Source organism: Chitinimonas koreensis (assembly GCF_014353015.1).
GTDB lineage: Bacteria > Pseudomonadota > Gammaproteobacteria > Burkholderiales > Chitinimonadaceae > Chitinimonas > Chitinimonas koreensis.
Genome location: NZ_CP060704.1, coordinates 1,531,628 through 1,546,147, shown reverse-complemented (window position 1 = coordinate 1,546,147; position 14,520 = coordinate 1,531,628). Strand labels below are relative to the sequence as shown.

The following is a 14,520-nucleotide window of genomic DNA, read 5'->3' as shown; positions in this document are numbered from 1 at the left end:
GAAACGCCCACCCGAGCGCAGCGAGGCTCCCTCTGACCGGCCCCGTAAAGTCTCCGACTTTGCGGGGGCCCCGGCACGGCGAGGGCGGGGGCGTAGGAATAAATCAGGGAGAGCCGTTGGCCGAACCCGTACCGACCACGAGCGCCCGGCTTTGCCGGGGGCCTGCGCAGAGGGTTGATTCATCGCTCACGGCATCCACCTTCACCAGGCTCTCAACCGTTCGGGTTTTCGCGCGTGGTGCGCTTCTCGATGCGCTTTTCCGGGTTCGGATTGAGCACCAGCCGGTGCACGAAGATGCCCGGCGTGTGGATCGCATCCGGATCGAGTTCGCCGATCTCGACGATCTCCTCGACCTCGGCCACCGTGATGCGGCCGGCCATGGCGACGTTGGGGTTGAAGTTGCGCGCGGTGCGGCGGTAGATCAGGTTGCCGGCGCGGTCGGCCTTCCAGGCCTTGACCAGCGACAGGTCGGCCACCAGCGCCTCCTCCAGCACGTACATCTTGCCGCCGAATTCGCGCGTCTCCTTGCCCTCGGCCACCACCGTGCCGTAGCCGGTCGGGGTGAAGAAGGCCGGGATGCCGCTGCCGCCGGCGCGCAGCTTCTCGGCCAGCGTGCCCTGCGGGGTGAATTCGAGCTCGAGTTCGCCGGCCAGGTACTGGCGTTCGAACTCCTTGTTCTCGCCGACGTAGGACGAAATCATCTTGCGGATCTGCCGGGTCTCGAGCAGCTGGCCCAGGCCGAAGCCGTCGACGCCGGCATTGTTGGAGATCGCGGTCAGGTCCTTGACGCCGCTGTCGCGCAGCGCGGCGATCAGGGCCTCGGGGATGCCGCACAGGCCGAAGCCGCCGACCGCCAGGGTCTGGCCGTCGCGCACCAGGTCGGCGAGCGCTTCGGCGGCGCTTGGGTAGAGTTTGTTCATCGGAATGTCCTGTCAGGAGGGTCGATGGGCAGGGTCCGGTCTCGGTAAGGCCAGACGCGCAGCCGGCAGTGTAATCGATTCGGCTGTAGTCGATCCGGCGTGCACTACTGGGCCACCCAGCCGCCGTCGACGTTCCAGGCGGCGCCGCGAATCTGCGCCGCGGCCGGGCTGCACAGGAAGACCGCGAGCTGGCCGAGCTGTTCCGGCGTGACGAAATCGTGCGAAGGCTGCTTCTCGGCCAAGAGGGCCACCTGCGCCTGGGCCAGGCTGATGCCGCCCTGCTCGGCGCGCGCCTCGATCTGCTTCTCGACCAGCGGGGTGCGCACCCAGCCGGGGCAGATCGCGTTGCAGGTGATGCCGGTCTGGGCCAGTTCCAGCGCCACCACCTTGGTGAAGCCGACCAGGCCGTGCTTGGCCGCCACGTAGGCCGATTTCTGCGCCGAGCCGACCAGGCCGTGCACCGAGGCGAGGTTGACGATGCGGCCCCAGCCGCGCGCCTTCATGGCCGGGATGGCCAGCCGGGTGGTGTGGAAGGCCGACGACAGGTTGATGGCGATGATCGCGTCCCAGCGCTCGGGCGGGAAATCCTCGACCGCGGCGACGTGCTGGATGCCGGCATTGTTGACCAGGATGTCGACGCCGCCGGCGCTGTCGGCGGCGAACTGCATGAGATCGGCGATCTCGGCGGGCTTGCTCATGTCGGCGCCGTGGTAGTGCACCGGCACGCCGAGCGCCTCGATCGCGGCGCGCGCCGGCGCCGGGTCGCCGAAGCCGTTGAGCACGATGGTGGCGCCCTGCCGCGCCAGTTCGGTGGCGATGCCGAGGCCGATGCCGCTGGTGGAGCCGGTGACGAGGGCGGTCTTGCCTGCAAGGGTGTGCATGTGGATTCCTCTCTGCGCTGGGCGCGCGGAATTCAGGTTTGGCGGATGACGCAGTGCAGCATCTTAGCGTGAGGCGTGAGGGGTCAGGCGTGAGGTGTAACCCCATCCCCCTCCCAGCCTCCCCCTTGAAGGGGGAGGAGTAGTGCAGCGACGGCTCTATCGCTCGTGATCTTTCAGCCAGCCGCGACCGGTTCCCTCCCCTTCAAGGGGAGGGTCGGGGTGGGGATGGGGTCACACCTCGCCCCTTACGCCCAACACCTCGCTCCCTGCGTAAAATGCTGCCTTTCGCCCCAGCATCCCGGTACCCGAATTGAACCCCAGCGTCCTGCTCCTCCTGCTCGTCACCCTGGTCTGGGGACCACCTTCCCCCTGCTCAAGTCCGCCTCCGCCACCCTCAGCGGGATCGAGATCTCGGCACTGCGCTTCTTCGTCGCCGGCCTCGCCGTGCTGACCTTCGCGCTCAAGGCGCCGCGCGCGGCCTGGCGCGACGGGGCGATGCTCGGCGCCGCCGCGCTGGTGTCCTACGTCAGCCAGGCCTTCGGCCTCGAACACATCTCGTCCAACCGCAGCGCCTTCCTCACCAGCCTCAACGTGCTGATGGTGCCCTTCGTCGGCTGGCTGCTGTTCCGCGGCCGCATCGGCTGGCAGGTGCTCGGCGCCGCCACGCTGGCCTGTTGCGGCATCGCGCTGATGTCGTGGGAAGGCGGCGGCAACTGGCTCGGCGACGGCGCCACCCTGCTGTGCGCGCTGGCCTACGCCGTCTACACCCTGCTGCTGTCGCGCGTCGCCAGGCACCACGAGGCGCGCGCGCTGGCCGCCACCCAGATCGTGCTGATGGCGCTGTTCGCCGGCCTCGCCATGCTGGCCGGCGGCAGCGAGCGGCTGGCCAGCCTGCCGGCGCGCGCCGAACCGGCCTGGGCCGCCATCGTCTACCTCGGCCTGGTCGCCACCGCCGCCATGCTGTTCCTGCAGGCGATCGGCCAGCGCCACGTCTCGGCCGAGAAGGCGGCGGTGATCTACGCGCTCGAGCCGGTGTTCGCCGCGCTGTTCGGCTGGCTCTGGCTCGGCGAGGTGCTCGGCCTGCGCGGCGCCGTCGGCGGCGCGCTGGTGGTGCTGGCGGTAGTCGTCAGCGAATGGCGCCCGGCGCCGCAGCCCGCGCTCCACGGCGGCCAATGAACCAGGACATGCCCGACTTGAAACCCGCCCTGCCCTCCTCCCCCGTCCCGCCCGTCGCCCCGCGCCGCCCCACCGCGCTGACGCTGCACGGCGAGACCCGCATCGACGACTACTTCTGGCTGCGCGACAAGGACGACCCGGCGACGATCGCCTACCTCGAGGCCGAGAACGGCTACGCCGCGGCGGTCACGGCGCCGCTCAAGCCTTTCGAGGACGCGCTGTTCGAGGAGATGCGCGGCCGCATCAAGGAAGACGACGCCTCGGTGCCCTACCGGCTGGCCGGCTTCTACTATTACTCGCGCTTCGAGACCGGCCGCCAGTACCCGATCCTGTGCCGCAAGCCGATCGGCGCCGATGGCGGCTGGCAGGACGCGGCCGAGCAGGTGCTGCTCGACGTCAACGCGCTGGCGCGCGGCCGCGAGTTCATGGAGGTCGGCGAGTTCGAGGTGAGCCCGGACGGCCGCTGGCTGGCCTTCAGCACCGACGGCACCGGCTTTCGCCAGTACCGGCTGCAGGTCAAGGATCTCGCCACCGGCAAGCTGCTCAAGTTCCGCCGCGAGCGCGTCACTTCGGTGGCCTGGGCGCTCGACAGCGCCACGCTGTTCTTCACCACCGAGGATCGCCGCACCAAGCGCTCCAACCAGCTGTGGCGCCACCGGCTGGGCGCCGACGGCGACACGCTGGTGCACGAGGAGAAGGACGAGCGCTTCAACGTCGACGTCTACCTGTCGCGCAGCGAGGGCTACCTGTTCCACCAGATCGGCAGCCATACCAGCGGCGAGGTGCGCTACCTGGCGGCCGACAAGCCCGACGGCCGCTGGCGGGTGGTGGCCCGGCGCCGCGCCGAGGTCGAGTACACCGTCGACCATCGCGGCGACGAATTCTGGATCCGCATCAACGACACCGGCCGCAACTTCCGCCTGGTGAAGACGCCGGTGGCCGCCACCGGCCGCGAGCACTGGCAGGAGGTGCTGCCGCTGCGCTCCGACGTCGCGCTCGAGGGCATCGACCTGTTCCGCCATTTCCTGGTGCGGCACGAGCGCGTGCGCGGGCTCAACCAGCTGGTGGTGACCGACCTGCGCGACGGCGCCAGCCACGCGATCGCCTTCGACGAGCCGGCCTACAGCCTCGGCGTCGAGGCCAACGCCGAGTTCGACAGCACGGTCTACCGCTACGGCTACGAATCGATGTCCACGCCGGGCACGGTCTACGACTACGACATGGCCACGCGGGTGCAGACCCTGCGCAAGCGCCGGCCGGTGCTCGGCGACTTCGACCCGGCGCGCTACGCCAGCGAGCGGCTGTGGATCGCGGCGCGCGACGGCGTCGAGGTGCCGGTGTCGCTGGTCTACCGCAAGGACCGGCGCGGCGACGGGCCGGCGCCGCTGTGGCTCGAAGGCTACGGCGCCTACGGCATGCCCAACGACGTGTATTTCTCGTCGGGCCGGCTGTCGCTGCTCGACCGCGGCGTGGTCTATGCGGTGGCCCACGTGCGCGGCGGCGGCGACCTCGGCCAGGCCTGGCACGATGCCGGCAAGATGGCCAGCAAGATGAACACCTTCACCGACTTCATCGACGTCGCCGAAGGGCTGGTCGCGCGCGGCTACACCGCGCCGGACCGGCTGGCGATCGAGGGCGGCAGCGCCGGCGGGCTGCTGATGGGCGTGGTGGCCAATCTGCGGCCGGAGCTGTTCCGCGTGGTGGTGTCCGAGGTGCCCTTCGTCGACACGCTGAGCACCATGCTCGACGCCAGCCTGCCGCTCACCGTCGGCGAATACGAGGAATGGGGCAATCCGAACCGGCGCGAGCAGTACGGCTGGATCCGCGCCTATTCGCCCTACGACAACCTGGCGGCGCAGCCCTATCCGGCCATCCTGGTGAAGACCTCGCTGCACGACAGCCAGGTGATGTACTGGGAGCCGGCCAAGTACGTGGCCAGGCTGCGCACGCTGAAGACCGACGCAGCGCCGCTCTTGCTGGTGACCAATATGGGCGCCGGCCACGGCGGCGCCAGCGGCCGCTTCGACCGGCTGCGCGAGGTGGCTTTCGATTACGCCTTCGTGCTCGACCGGTTGGGCATCGGCCGCTGAGCAGGGCTGGTTTCGTAGGCCGGGATGGGCTTTTGTAGGCCGGGATGTCTTCCCGACCACACGCTCCATGACATCCGACCGCGACGCGGATCGGCGTCGCGGTCGGGAATGAATCCCGACCTGCCGGGCGCCGCCGCTGCATCGGCAGCCAGCTCCGGACCGCGTCAGCCCTGCGATCGCATCGATTTCACCAGATCGGCGATCTGGGACGCGGTGATCGAAGAACCGGTGATGTCGCCGTGCACCGCACTGGCGCCGGCCAAGGTATCGATGCTGTAGATCTGCATCACGCCCTGGTTGGCGGCGGCCTGGCTCAGCATGTTCTGCTGCTGTTGGCTGGAGACCGCGTTCTCGAACAGGATGCCGGTCGAGTGGGCCATGCTCTGGTAGATCGACCCCATCGCGAAGGCGGGCGCTTCGCCGACCACCTTGACGTTGGCCTGGGTGACGGCGTCGGTGATCTGGTTATTGACGGCGGTGGGAAAAGCCATGATTCGCCTCCTCGGGCTGGTTGGAGCGTGGTGCGGGCCACGCCTGGAATGGGCGGCGGCGGCCGTGCGGCGCGGCGCTGCCGGATTTCAATGTAGTGCGTGCGGCGGGGGTTGGCTGGGCCGTTCGGCGGTACGAATGGGAAGGGTGAAGAGGGAAGGGAGAAGGGTAACCCCCATCCCCCTGCCTACGCCGGCCGCCCCGGCCTCCCCCTTGAAGGGGGAGGAGCGGGACGCGCAGATCTCGAGCGACAGTAGGCATGTAACGTGTCGCCATCCAGCTCCCTCCCTTCAAGGGGAGGGTTGGGGTGGGGATGGGGTTACCCTTCACCCTTCACCCTTCTCTCTTCTCCCCTTCCCGCCTCCCCACCAGACCGGTATCAAATCGTCTTTTCCCCCGGCTGCGCATTTAACATGCCGGCCCATGTCCGACCTCCCGCTCCACCGCAATCGTCCCTTCATGCTGCTCTGGCTCGGCAGCGTCGCCTCGAGCTTCGGCCTCGCCATCGCCATGCTGAGCGAGACCTGGTACGCGGTGAACGTGCTGCACCTGCGCGCCGAGCTCGGCTACGTGATGCTGGCCGGCACGCTGCCGCGCATCGCCCTGATGGCGCTCGGCGGCGTGCTGGCCGACCGGCTGCCGCGCAGCCGCATCATGGCCGCTTCCTTCCTCACCCGCGCGCTGCTGCTGGCCGCCATGGGCACCGCGGCCCACCTCGGCGTGCTCACCCTGCCGCTGCTGATCGCGCTGGCGGCCGGCTTCGGCATGCTCGACGCGCTGTTCTGGCCGGCGCGCGACGCCATCCTGCCGGCGCTGCTGCAGGGCAGCCTGCTCGGCCGCGCCAATGCCTGGCTGCTGGCCACCAACCAGCTCGGCATGGTGGCCGGCCCGGTGCTCGGCGGCATCCTGCTGGCGGCGCTGCCCTTCGCCGGCGTGTTCGGCCTCACCGCCGCGACGATGGCGGCCGGTGCGCTGGCCTGCCTCGCGGTAGCCGAGCCGCCGCGCAGCGCGCGGGCGCGGCGGGCGATCTGGGCCGAGCTGAAGGAAGGCTTCGCCTGCGTGCGCGATACGCCGGCGCTGCGCCTCTTGCTGATCATCTACGCGCTGGCCAACCTCCTGTTCGCCGGCCCCAACAGCTTCGCGCCGCCGCTGATCGCCGCCACCCTGCCCGGCGCCAGCGCCGGCCTGCTGGCCCAGCTGCAGAGCGCCTTCGCCGCCGGCATGCTGTCCGGCGGCGTGCTGCTGGCCATCTGGCCGCCGCGGCATCGGAGGCTGCGGCTGATCTGCTGGCTGATCGCGATCGAGGGCCTCCTGCTGGCCGCGCTGCCGCAGCTCGGCGCGGTCGCGGCCACCGCCGTGCAGTACGCCATCGGCCTGTGCATCGCCTGCAACAACGTGCCGATGCTGGCGCTGCTGCAGCAGCACACGCCGGCCGAGCGCATCGGCCGGGTGATGAGCCTCAACAGCATGGCCTCGATGGGCCTGACGCCGGTGGCCTATGCGCTGACCTCGCTGCTCTTGAGCGCCGGCGCCTCGCTCGGCACCGTGGCGGCCTGCTGCGGCGTGCTGCTGGCGCTGCTGTGCACGGCGATCGCGCTGGGTTCGAAGACGGCGCGGACGATCGACTGAGCCCAGCCGTCGAAAATCATTCACCGCAGAGGACGCCGAGGACACGGAATAAAAGCGAAGGCGACGGCAGCTGCGCACATCGCGAAAGGCCCTCCTCGGCGTCCTCGGCGGTAAGGCGGTCTGGCTGCCGTGACCGCGTCACGGCAAGACAACAAAAAGGCGGCCGAGGCCGCCTTTTCGCATTGCGCGGATCGGAACGGTCAGCCCGCCGCCGCTGCCTTGGCCAGCTTCTGGTTGCGCAGCACGCACAGCAGGTCGGCCGCGATATGCGCCGCGGCCAGCGCGGTGATCTCGCTCTGGTCGAACGGCGGCGACACCTCGACCACGTCCATGCCGACCAGGTTCACCGGCCCCATGCCGCGGATGATGTGCAGCGCCTGGGCGCTCGACAGGCCGGCCGGCACCGGCGTGCCGGTACCGGGCGCGAAGGCCGGGTCGAGGCAGTCGATGTCGAAGGTCAGGTAGGTCGGATGGTCGCCGACGATCTCGAGGATGCGGTCCAGGGTGGCCTGCGCGCCGTTGGCGTGCACCCAGGGCGCGTCGAGCACGTTCATGCCCATGAAGTCGTCGTTCCAGGTACGGATGCCGACCTGCACCGAGCGCGCCGGGTCGATCAGGCCGTCCTTGATCGCCTTGTAGAACATGGTGCCGTGGTTGAGGCTGTCCGGGCTGTCGTCGGGCCAGGTGTCGCAGTGGGCGTCGAAGTGGATCAGGCTCAGCGGCGCGCCGAACTTCTCGGCATGGGCCTTGAGCAGCGGGTAGGTGACGTAATGGTCGCCGCCGAAGGTCAGCATCTTGGCGCCGCTCTGCAGGATGGTGCGGGCATGCTCGACGATGGTCGGCGTGATGGTCAGCGGGTTGTGGGCGTCGAACCAGCAGTCGCCGTAGTCGATCACCGCCAGGTCGTCGAACGGGTCGAAGCCCCAGGGGAAGGGCTTGAGTTCGGCCAGCTGGACGCTGGCGGCGCGTACCGCGGCCGGGCCGAGCCGGGCGCCGGGACGGAAGGTGACGGCCAGGTCGAGCGGTACGCCGCTGACCACCACGTCGGCGCCGGTCAGGTCGCGCGTGTATTTGCGGCGCATGAAGCTGAGCACGCCGGCATAGGTGTTCTCGACGGAAGTCCCGTAGAGGCTGTCGCGACGGATGGCACCGTCGCCGTAGATAGGCATGTAGCTGGGTTTGGTCATGTCGGAATCGCTCCGATTGCGCCGGCACCTCTGCCGGCGGCTCCCGTCCATCTTTCAACAGCCGACGCGTGGAGGCTGCCGCGGGCGAGCCCCCGCGCGGCGGATTCTAGGGCGAGTGCCTGGCGGACACTAGCAAACGTTCATGTGTGGGCAAGTTGTGTGCGGGCCCCCGGTGAACCCGGGGCCAACCGCTCGTTCGGCCCGAGGCAAGGGCACGCCCCGTTTCAACCCTACCTCTCCCGTCCCCGCCGCCTCCGGGGCCCCGATGGCGGTCCCCCGCAAAGTCGCAGACTTTGTGGGGCGGGCCAGGGGAAGCCTCGCTGCGCTCGTCAGTGAAGCGATCATGCGTCGACGGTCGATCAACGGGCGTAGGAGCGGCTTCAGCCGCGAATCGCATGCGTGGATGCGACGCCATTCGCGGCTGAAGCCGCTCCTACCGGGCGCTATTACGGTCCAACCTAGCGCGATTCCTTGAAACGCCCGAACAGCGCGGTCCGGCGCAGCTGGTATTGCTTCGGCGTCGGGCCGGCCAGCACCAGCCGGCGCCGGGTCGCCTCGTCCGGGTAGCGGCGGGCGTCCTGCCGGATCGCCGCGTCGACCAGCGGCGTGGCAGCCTGGTTGGGGTTGGCGAACGACAGCGCATTGGTGATCTCGGCGACCACGTCGGGCCGCAGCACGAAATCGATGAAGCGATGGGCGTTGTCCGGGTGCGGCGCGTCCTTGGGGATCGCCATGGTATCCATCCACATCGGCACCGCGCCGGTCGGCAGCAGGTAGTCGATCGCATCGCGGCCACCGCTCTCCTTCAAGCGGTCCATCGCGCGGTAGGCGTCGCCCGAGTAGGCCATCGCCGCGCACAGCTCGCCGGCCGCCAGCGCGTCGGTCGGCACCGACAGGAACTGCCGCACCGTCGGCCGCACCGGCTTGAGGCGGGCGAAGCCGGCTTCGAGATCGGGCAACGCGAAGCGGTTGAGATCGGCGCCGCCGTAGACCAGCGCCAGCTCGGCCACGTTGCTGGCGGCATCGAACCAGCCGATGCCGCAGCGCGCCAGCCGCGAGGCGTAGCGCGGCTCGAACAGCAGCGCCAGCGGATCGGCCGGCAGCGCTTCGCCGCCGAGAGCCTTGCGTACCGCCTCGCGCCGGATCGCCACGCCCGAGGTGCCCCACAGATAGGGCACGGCGTAACGGTTGCCGGGTCGGCCAAGGCGGCCTTGCCCAGGAAGAGCGGATCGAGGTTGCGGTAGCCGGGCAGCCGGGCACGGTCGATCGGCTGGAACACGCCGGCGGCGATCTGCTTGGCGACGAAATCGACCGCCGGGAACACCAGGTCGTAGCCGCTCTTGCCGGCCAGCAGCTTGGCCTGCAGCACCTCGTTGCTGTCGAACTTGTCGTAGCGCACCGCGATGCCGGTCTCGCGGGTGAAGCGCGCCAGCGTCTGCGGGGCGAAATAGTCGGCCCAGTTGTAGAGATTGAGCACCTTGGGCTCGGCCGCGCAAACGGCCAGGGAAAGCGCGGCGCAGGCGGCGCGCAGCAGGGGGCGAAGCAGGGACATGGCAAGACTCCTCGTGGACGCCGGAACGGCGCGGACAACGGCAGGCGGCCCGCAGGACGAGCGGGCGACGGACGGTGGCGAGGAGGGAAATCAGTCGGGCAGGAAGCAGGCCAGCAGTTGCAGATAGCGGGGGTCATGGTGCCTCTCCTCTTGCGCGATCAAGGGAAGGCGACGTACGGCACCGGCGGTGCCCCATCCAGCCTTGTCCGCCGATGGGGCGGCGGAATGGGCGAAGCCTAGCAGAAGCCGGCGACGGGCGGGAATGGCCGCCGGTCTGCCGCGGGGTCGCACGGGTCGCATGGTCGTGCAGGGGTTTGTAGGTCGGAATTCATTCCGACAGCGCCGCTCATTCAGATCGCCGTCGGAATGAATTCCAAGCTGCAGAGATCGGCCGGGCCACGCCCCTCAGCCGCCCTGGCTCGCCTCCCACTCCTGCATGCGCCGCTGCATCTCGTCCTCCGGCACGTCCTCGACATGGGTCGAGATATGCCAGTTGTGGCCGAACGGATCGTCGACCGCGCCCGAGCGGTCGCCGTAGAACTGGTCGGCCACCGGCCGGATCAGCGTCGCGCCGGCCTCGACCGCCTGCGCCACCGTGGCGTCGACGTCGGGCACGTAGAGCATCAGGCTGCTCGAGCGGCCACCGAGCGTCTTGGGGCTGACCGCCTTCCAGACCGGGAATTCGTCGGACAGCATGATCAACGAGTCGCCGATGCGCAGCTCGGCGTGGGCGATCTTGCCGTCCTTGTCGGGCATGGCCAGCAGCACGGTGGCGCCGAAGGCGCGCTGGTAGAAGTCCAGCGCGGCCTGGCCGTCGTGCACGGTGATGTAGGGCGTGACGGTGTGGTAGCCGTCGGGAATCGGTTTCACGGGTTCGCTCATGGGGTGTCCTCCTGGGTGGAAGCTTCAGTCTAGACCGCGGCCGCGCGGCTGCCGGCCCGAAGATCGCCCCCGGAGCGAAGTGCCGCCAACGCCGCCGCCACACCTTGGCCGTTCGATTCATGCAACGGCTTGTCAAGAATATTGGACAGTGCTAGCGTGCAGCGACCTCACCGGAGACGCCCCGCCATGGCCCTGTTCAGCCACGTCAAACAAGCGCACATCGATTCCTACTACGTCGCCAGCGCCGGCCCGATTCCCGACTACCCGACGCTCGACGGCAGCCTCGATTGCGACGTCTGCGTGGTCGGCGGCGGCCTGGCCGGCATCTCGGCGGCGCTGAACCTGGCCGAGCGCGGCTATTCGGTGGTGCTGCTGGAAGGCTCGAAGCTCGGCCACGCCGCCTCGGGCCGCAACGGCGGCCAGGTGATCAACGGCTACGCCTGCGACATGGACACCATCGCCTCGGCGGTCGGCGAGGCCACGGCCAAGACCATGTGGGACATGTCGCTCGAAGCGATCGACATCATCGAGGAGCGGGTGAAGCGCCACGCGATCGACTGCGACTGGGAACGCGGCCACCTGCTGGCGGCGGTGAAGCCGGCCAAGTACCACGAGCTGGTGGCCTGGAAGGACGAGGCCGAGCGCCGCTTCGGCTACCGCCACTACACGCTGTGGGACAAGGCCGAGCTGCGCGGCCACCTCGACAGCCCGCGCTACGCCGGCGGCCTGTACGACGCCCAGGGCGGCCACATCCATCCGCTCAAGTACGCGCTGGGCCTGGCCCGCGCGGCCGAGGCGGCCGGCGCGCGCATCTTCGAGAACACGCCGGTGACGCGCGTCGAGCAGGGCGCCAGCCCGCGCGCGCACACCGAGCGCGGCGTGGTGAGCTGCCGCCACCTGGTGCTGGCCGCCAACGTCTTCGTCGGCGAGCTGGCGCCGGCGCTGGAGAGCCGCATCATGCCGGTCGGCACCTACGTGATCACCACCGAGCCGCTCGGCGCCGAGCGCGCGCGGTCGCTGATCGACCCGAATTTCGCGGTGGCCGATACCCAGTTCGTGCTCGACTACTACCGCCTGACCGCCGACCACCGCCTCTTGTTCGGCGGCAAGGTCAGCTACTCCGGCCTGCCGCCGCCCGATCTCAAGGGCGCGATGCGGCGCGACATGCTGCGGGTGTTCCCGCAGCTGGCCGACGTGAAGATCGAACACGGCTGGGCGGCTTCGTCGACATCACCATGAGCCGCGCGCCGCACTGGGGCCGGCTCGACGGCAACGTCTACTTCTGCCAGGGCTTCTCCGGCCACGGCGTGGCGGTGACCGGCCTGGCCGGCCGGCTGATCGCCGAGGCCATCGCCGGCAGCGCCGAGCGGCTCGACCTGTTCAGCCGCATCCGCCACCTGCCTTTCCCCGGCGGCAAATTGCTGCGCACGCCCAGCCTGGTGCTCGGGATGGCGTGGTATCGCTTGCGCGACTACCTATAGCGGTCGGTAGGCCCGCGTAGGAGCGGCTTCAGCCGCGAACACGCCGCAGAGGAACCTCGCCGATTCGCGGCTGAAGCCGCTCCTACGGGGTGCCGCGCCGTCGTCCCGCGACCGCGCCGGCAATGCTTGCCCCCCTACCGGCTCCCGTCACCGTATCGCCGGCCGCCGCCTCAATCGAGCGGCGGCAACTGCCCCGCCGCGCGCAGCTTCAGCACCGTCTCGTCGAATTCCTTCATGAAGGCGGCCTGGTAGGCGAAGGCGCCGGCCTTGCTGGTGTAGCCGACGTAGCCCGACTCCTTGCCGATCACCGCCGTCTCGGCCGCGCCGTTCAGATCGAGCTGCAGCCGCTTCACCTCGGAATCGATCGCCCGCCGGTCGTTCGGATAGCAATCGATGCGGCCCTCGGCCAGCTTGCGCAGGTTCTGCTCGGTGGTCTTGGCCTCTTCCAGCGCCAGCTTGCCGGCCGCCGCCATGTCGAAGAACGGCTTGCCGGGCGTCTGGAAGCCGGCGTTGTTGCCGAAGCGAAGCCCGGCATAGCCGGTCGGCCACGGCTTGTCCTTGTGCGACTGGGCGATCTTGGCGGTGCAGACCAGCACCACCGTCTCGTTCAGGAGCGGCGTCGAATAGCCCATCCACGGCCGCGCCTCGGGCTTCTTGTAGGGCGGGTACATGCCGATCAGCTCGCCCTGCTCGACCTGGACGAGCGCGCGCTTCCACGGCGCCGTCCTGAGTTCGATGGTGAAGTTGGGCATGGCCGCGCCGACCTTGCGCAGCAGATCGGCGTAGATGCCCTTCGGCGTACCGCCGGCGTCCTTGTAGCTGTAGGGCGGATAGTCGTCGTCGCCGACCAGCACCACAGCCTGCTTGGCCGCCAGCGCCGGCGCCGCCAGCAAGGCCAGTGCCAGTCCCGCCACGCCTACCGTATTCGATACCGACTTCATGTCGCACTCCTTCGCACAGACTGCATTCCGCCGCGCCCGGCCGTCTCGGCGGCGCGGGCCCCTGCGCACCCCACCCCGGCGGGATGCGCTGCATTCAATCTATGCGGTCCATCGGAGGGATACGTAGTGGCCGACGCACGGCCCGGCCGTCGTTGGCAAGAAAGACACGGTGCGCCGGCTGGACCCCGGCGGGCGTCGCGGGACGGCCGCGCGCCGGCAACGCCGCGGCGCTACTTGCCCCAGCCAGCGCGCACCGCGCTGGCGCGGGCGAAGCGCTCGGCCAGCGCATCGCCGTCGCAGGCGTCGAGCTTGCCGATCAGCGCGTCGAGCTCGGTGCGGAAGGCCCGCAGGTCGGCCAGCAGTCCATCGCGGTTGGCCAATGCGATGTCGCGCCACATCTCGGGATGGCTGCCGGCGATGCGGGTGAAGTCGCGGAAGCCGCTGGCGGCCAGCGCGAGGCAGGTGTCGGCGTCGGCGCGGTCGAGCACGCTGTTCATATAGGCGAAGGCCAGCAGGTGCGGCAGGTGGCTGACCGCGGCGAACACCGCGTCGTGCCGCTCCGGCGCCAGCTCGACCAGCCGCGCGCCGCAGGCGGCCCATAGCGCGGCGACCGTGTCGCGGCTGGCGGCGGCGGTCTCGGCCAGCGGACACAGCACCACCTTGCGGCCGTCGAACAGGCCGTAGCGCGCCGCGGCGGCGCCCGACAGGTCCGAGCCGGCGATCGGATGGGCCGGCACGCAGCGGTCGAGCGTATCGGCCAGGTGGCGCCGGTACAGCGCGGCGACGTCGCGCTTGGTGCTGCCGGCGTCGGTGACGATGGCCGCGCGCGGCAGCACCGGCGCGATCGCGGCCAGCACCGCGTCCATCTGGCCGACCGGGGTGGCCAGCAGCACCAGGTCGGCGCCCTCGACCGCGCGCGCGGCGTCCTGCTCGGCGCGGTCGATCACGCGCAGCTGCAGCGCGCGTTCGAGGTTCCCGCGCGAGCGGCCGACGCCGACCACCTCGCCGACCAGGCCGGCGTGCTTGAGATCGAGCGCGAAGGAGCCGCCGATCAGCCCCGTGCCGATCACCACCAGTTTGCCGATCCTTGCCTGACTCATCCGTTCGATCTTCCTGTCGTGGCCGGCTCCGGCCCGGTCCTTCGTTTCTGCCCGTCGGCAGCGCGGCGAGCCCGCATCTTGCCACCGTGCCGAGGCGGCGGGCCAAGACCGTTCCGTTGCATGCTTATGAGTGAGGAGTTAGGGGTGAGGGGTGAGGTGTTAACCCCATCCCCACCCGGCCTCCCCCTTGAA

At 69.9% G+C, this 14,520-nt stretch carries 13 protein-coding genes; 5 read left to right on the top strand and 8 right to left on the bottom strand.

From position 1 onward, the window contains the following. Positions 1-212: 212 nt before the first annotated feature. Entirely contained in the window at positions 213-920 is a 708-nt protein-coding gene (locus tag H9L41_RS06630; protein ID WP_028446266.1) for a CoA transferase subunit A, read from the bottom strand. Between the two features lie 104 nt (positions 921-1,024). Beyond that, a complete protein-coding gene (locus H9L41_RS06625) occupies positions 1,025-1,801 on the bottom strand; it encodes a 3-hydroxybutyrate dehydrogenase (protein ID WP_028446265.1) in 777 nt (258 codons plus the stop codon). A 225-nt stretch (positions 1,802-2,026) separates the two neighbouring features. Here H9L41_RS06625 and H9L41_RS06620 point away from each other — a divergent pair, with 225 nt between their 5' ends. Continuing rightward, complete coding sequence (locus tag H9L41_RS06620; protein WP_187523733.1) at positions 2,027-2,977, top strand: DMT family transporter; 951 nt, start codon at positions 2,027-2,029, stop codon at positions 2,975-2,977. Positions 2,978-2,994: 17 nt separating this feature from the next. Further along, positions 2,995-5,067: a S9 family peptidase gene (locus H9L41_RS06615; protein ID WP_265583954.1), complete on the top strand. Its 2,073-nt coding sequence runs from the start codon at positions 2,995-2,997 to the stop codon at positions 5,065-5,067. A gap of 164 nt (positions 5,068-5,231) precedes the next feature. Here the strand turns inward: H9L41_RS06615 and H9L41_RS06610 are convergent, their stop codons facing one another. Continuing rightward, positions 5,232-5,558 carry a RebB family R body protein gene (locus tag H9L41_RS06610; protein WP_028446262.1) on the bottom strand — a complete coding sequence of 109 codons (327 nt, stop codon included), beginning with the start codon at positions 5,556-5,558 and terminating at the stop codon, positions 5,232-5,234. A gap of 421 nt (positions 5,559-5,979) precedes the next feature. On the opposite strand from H9L41_RS06610, the gene H9L41_RS06605 reads away from it, so the two are divergent. After that, on the top strand, positions 5,980-7,185 hold the full coding sequence (locus tag H9L41_RS06605; RefSeq protein ID WP_084300254.1) for an MFS transporter: 1,206 nt from the start codon (positions 5,980-5,982) through the stop codon (positions 7,183-7,185). 200 nt (positions 7,186-7,385) lie between these two features. Here H9L41_RS06605 and speB read toward each other — a convergent pair whose 3' ends face one another. From speB to H9L41_RS06590, 3 genes are all read right to left on the bottom strand, one after another. Next, complete coding sequence (gene speB, locus H9L41_RS06600) at positions 7,386-8,372, bottom strand: agmatinase (RefSeq protein WP_028446260.1); 987 nt, start codon at positions 8,370-8,372, stop codon at positions 7,386-7,388. 458 nt (positions 8,373-8,830) lie between these two features. Continuing rightward, positions 8,831-9,550 carry an extracellular solute-binding protein gene (locus H9L41_RS06595; protein ID WP_187523732.1) on the bottom strand — a complete coding sequence of 240 codons (720 nt, stop codon included), beginning with the start codon at positions 9,548-9,550 and terminating at the stop codon, positions 8,831-8,833. A 779-nt stretch (positions 9,551-10,329) separates the two neighbouring features. After that, positions 10,330-10,806, bottom strand: a complete 477-nt coding sequence (locus H9L41_RS06590) for a VOC family protein (RefSeq protein ID WP_028446258.1) — start codon at positions 10,804-10,806, stop codon at positions 10,330-10,332. Positions 10,807-10,992: 186 nt separating this feature from the next. On the opposite strand from H9L41_RS06590, the gene H9L41_RS06585 reads away from it, so the two are divergent. Next, entirely contained in the window at positions 10,993-12,045 is a 1,053-nt protein-coding gene (locus H9L41_RS06585; RefSeq protein WP_308419611.1) for an NAD(P)/FAD-dependent oxidoreductase, read from the top strand. After that, positions 12,042-12,287: a hypothetical protein gene (locus tag H9L41_RS25585; RefSeq protein ID WP_308419610.1), complete on the top strand. Its 246-nt coding sequence runs from the start codon at positions 12,042-12,044 to the stop codon at positions 12,285-12,287. Before H9L41_RS06585 ends, H9L41_RS25585 begins: the two co-directional genes overlap by 4 nt. Positions 12,288-12,457: 170 nt before the next feature. Here the strand turns inward: H9L41_RS25585 and H9L41_RS06580 are convergent, their stop codons facing one another. Then, a complete protein-coding gene (locus H9L41_RS06580; RefSeq protein ID WP_051319018.1) occupies positions 12,458-13,228 on the bottom strand; it encodes a substrate-binding periplasmic protein in 771 nt (256 codons plus the stop codon). Between the two features lie 230 nt (positions 13,229-13,458). Next, on the bottom strand, positions 13,459-14,328 hold the full coding sequence (locus H9L41_RS06575; protein WP_034606979.1) for a prephenate dehydrogenase: 870 nt from the start codon (positions 14,326-14,328) through the stop codon (positions 13,459-13,461). Positions 14,329-14,520: the final 192 nt, after the last annotated feature.

Coding starts and splice junctions, on each gene's coding strand:
- H9L41_RS06630 (WP_028446266.1), bottom strand. CDS start 920: ATGAACAAACTCTACCCAAGCGCCGCCGAAGCGCTCGCCGACCTGGTG.
- H9L41_RS06625 (WP_028446265.1), bottom strand. CDS start 1,801: ATGCACACCCTTGCAGGCAAGACCGCCCTCGTCACCGGCTCCACCAGC.
- H9L41_RS06620 (WP_187523733.1), top strand. CDS start 2,027: ATGGGGTCACACCTCGCCCCTTACGCCCAACACCTCGCTCCCTGCGTA.
- H9L41_RS06610 (WP_028446262.1), bottom strand. CDS start 5,558: ATGGCTTTTCCCACCGCCGTCAATAACCAGATCACCGACGCCGTCACC.
- H9L41_RS06605 (WP_084300254.1), top strand. CDS start 5,980: ATGTCCGACCTCCCGCTCCACCGCAATCGTCCCTTCATGCTGCTCTGG.
- speB (WP_028446260.1), bottom strand. CDS start 8,372: ATGACCAAACCCAGCTACATGCCTATCTACGGCGACGGTGCCATCCGT.
- H9L41_RS06590 (WP_028446258.1), bottom strand. CDS start 10,806: ATGAGCGAACCCGTGAAACCGATTCCCGACGGCTACCACACCGTCACG.
- H9L41_RS06585 (WP_308419611.1), top strand. CDS start 10,993: ATGGCCCTGTTCAGCCACGTCAAACAAGCGCACATCGATTCCTACTAC.
- H9L41_RS25585 (WP_308419610.1), top strand. CDS start 12,042: ATGAGCCGCGCGCCGCACTGGGGCCGGCTCGACGGCAACGTCTACTTC.
- H9L41_RS06580 (WP_051319018.1), bottom strand. CDS start 13,228: ATGAAGTCGGTATCGAATACGGTAGGCGTGGCGGGACTGGCACTGGCC.
- H9L41_RS06575 (WP_034606979.1), bottom strand. CDS start 14,328: ATGAGTCAGGCAAGGATCGGCAAACTGGTGGTGATCGGCACGGGGCTG.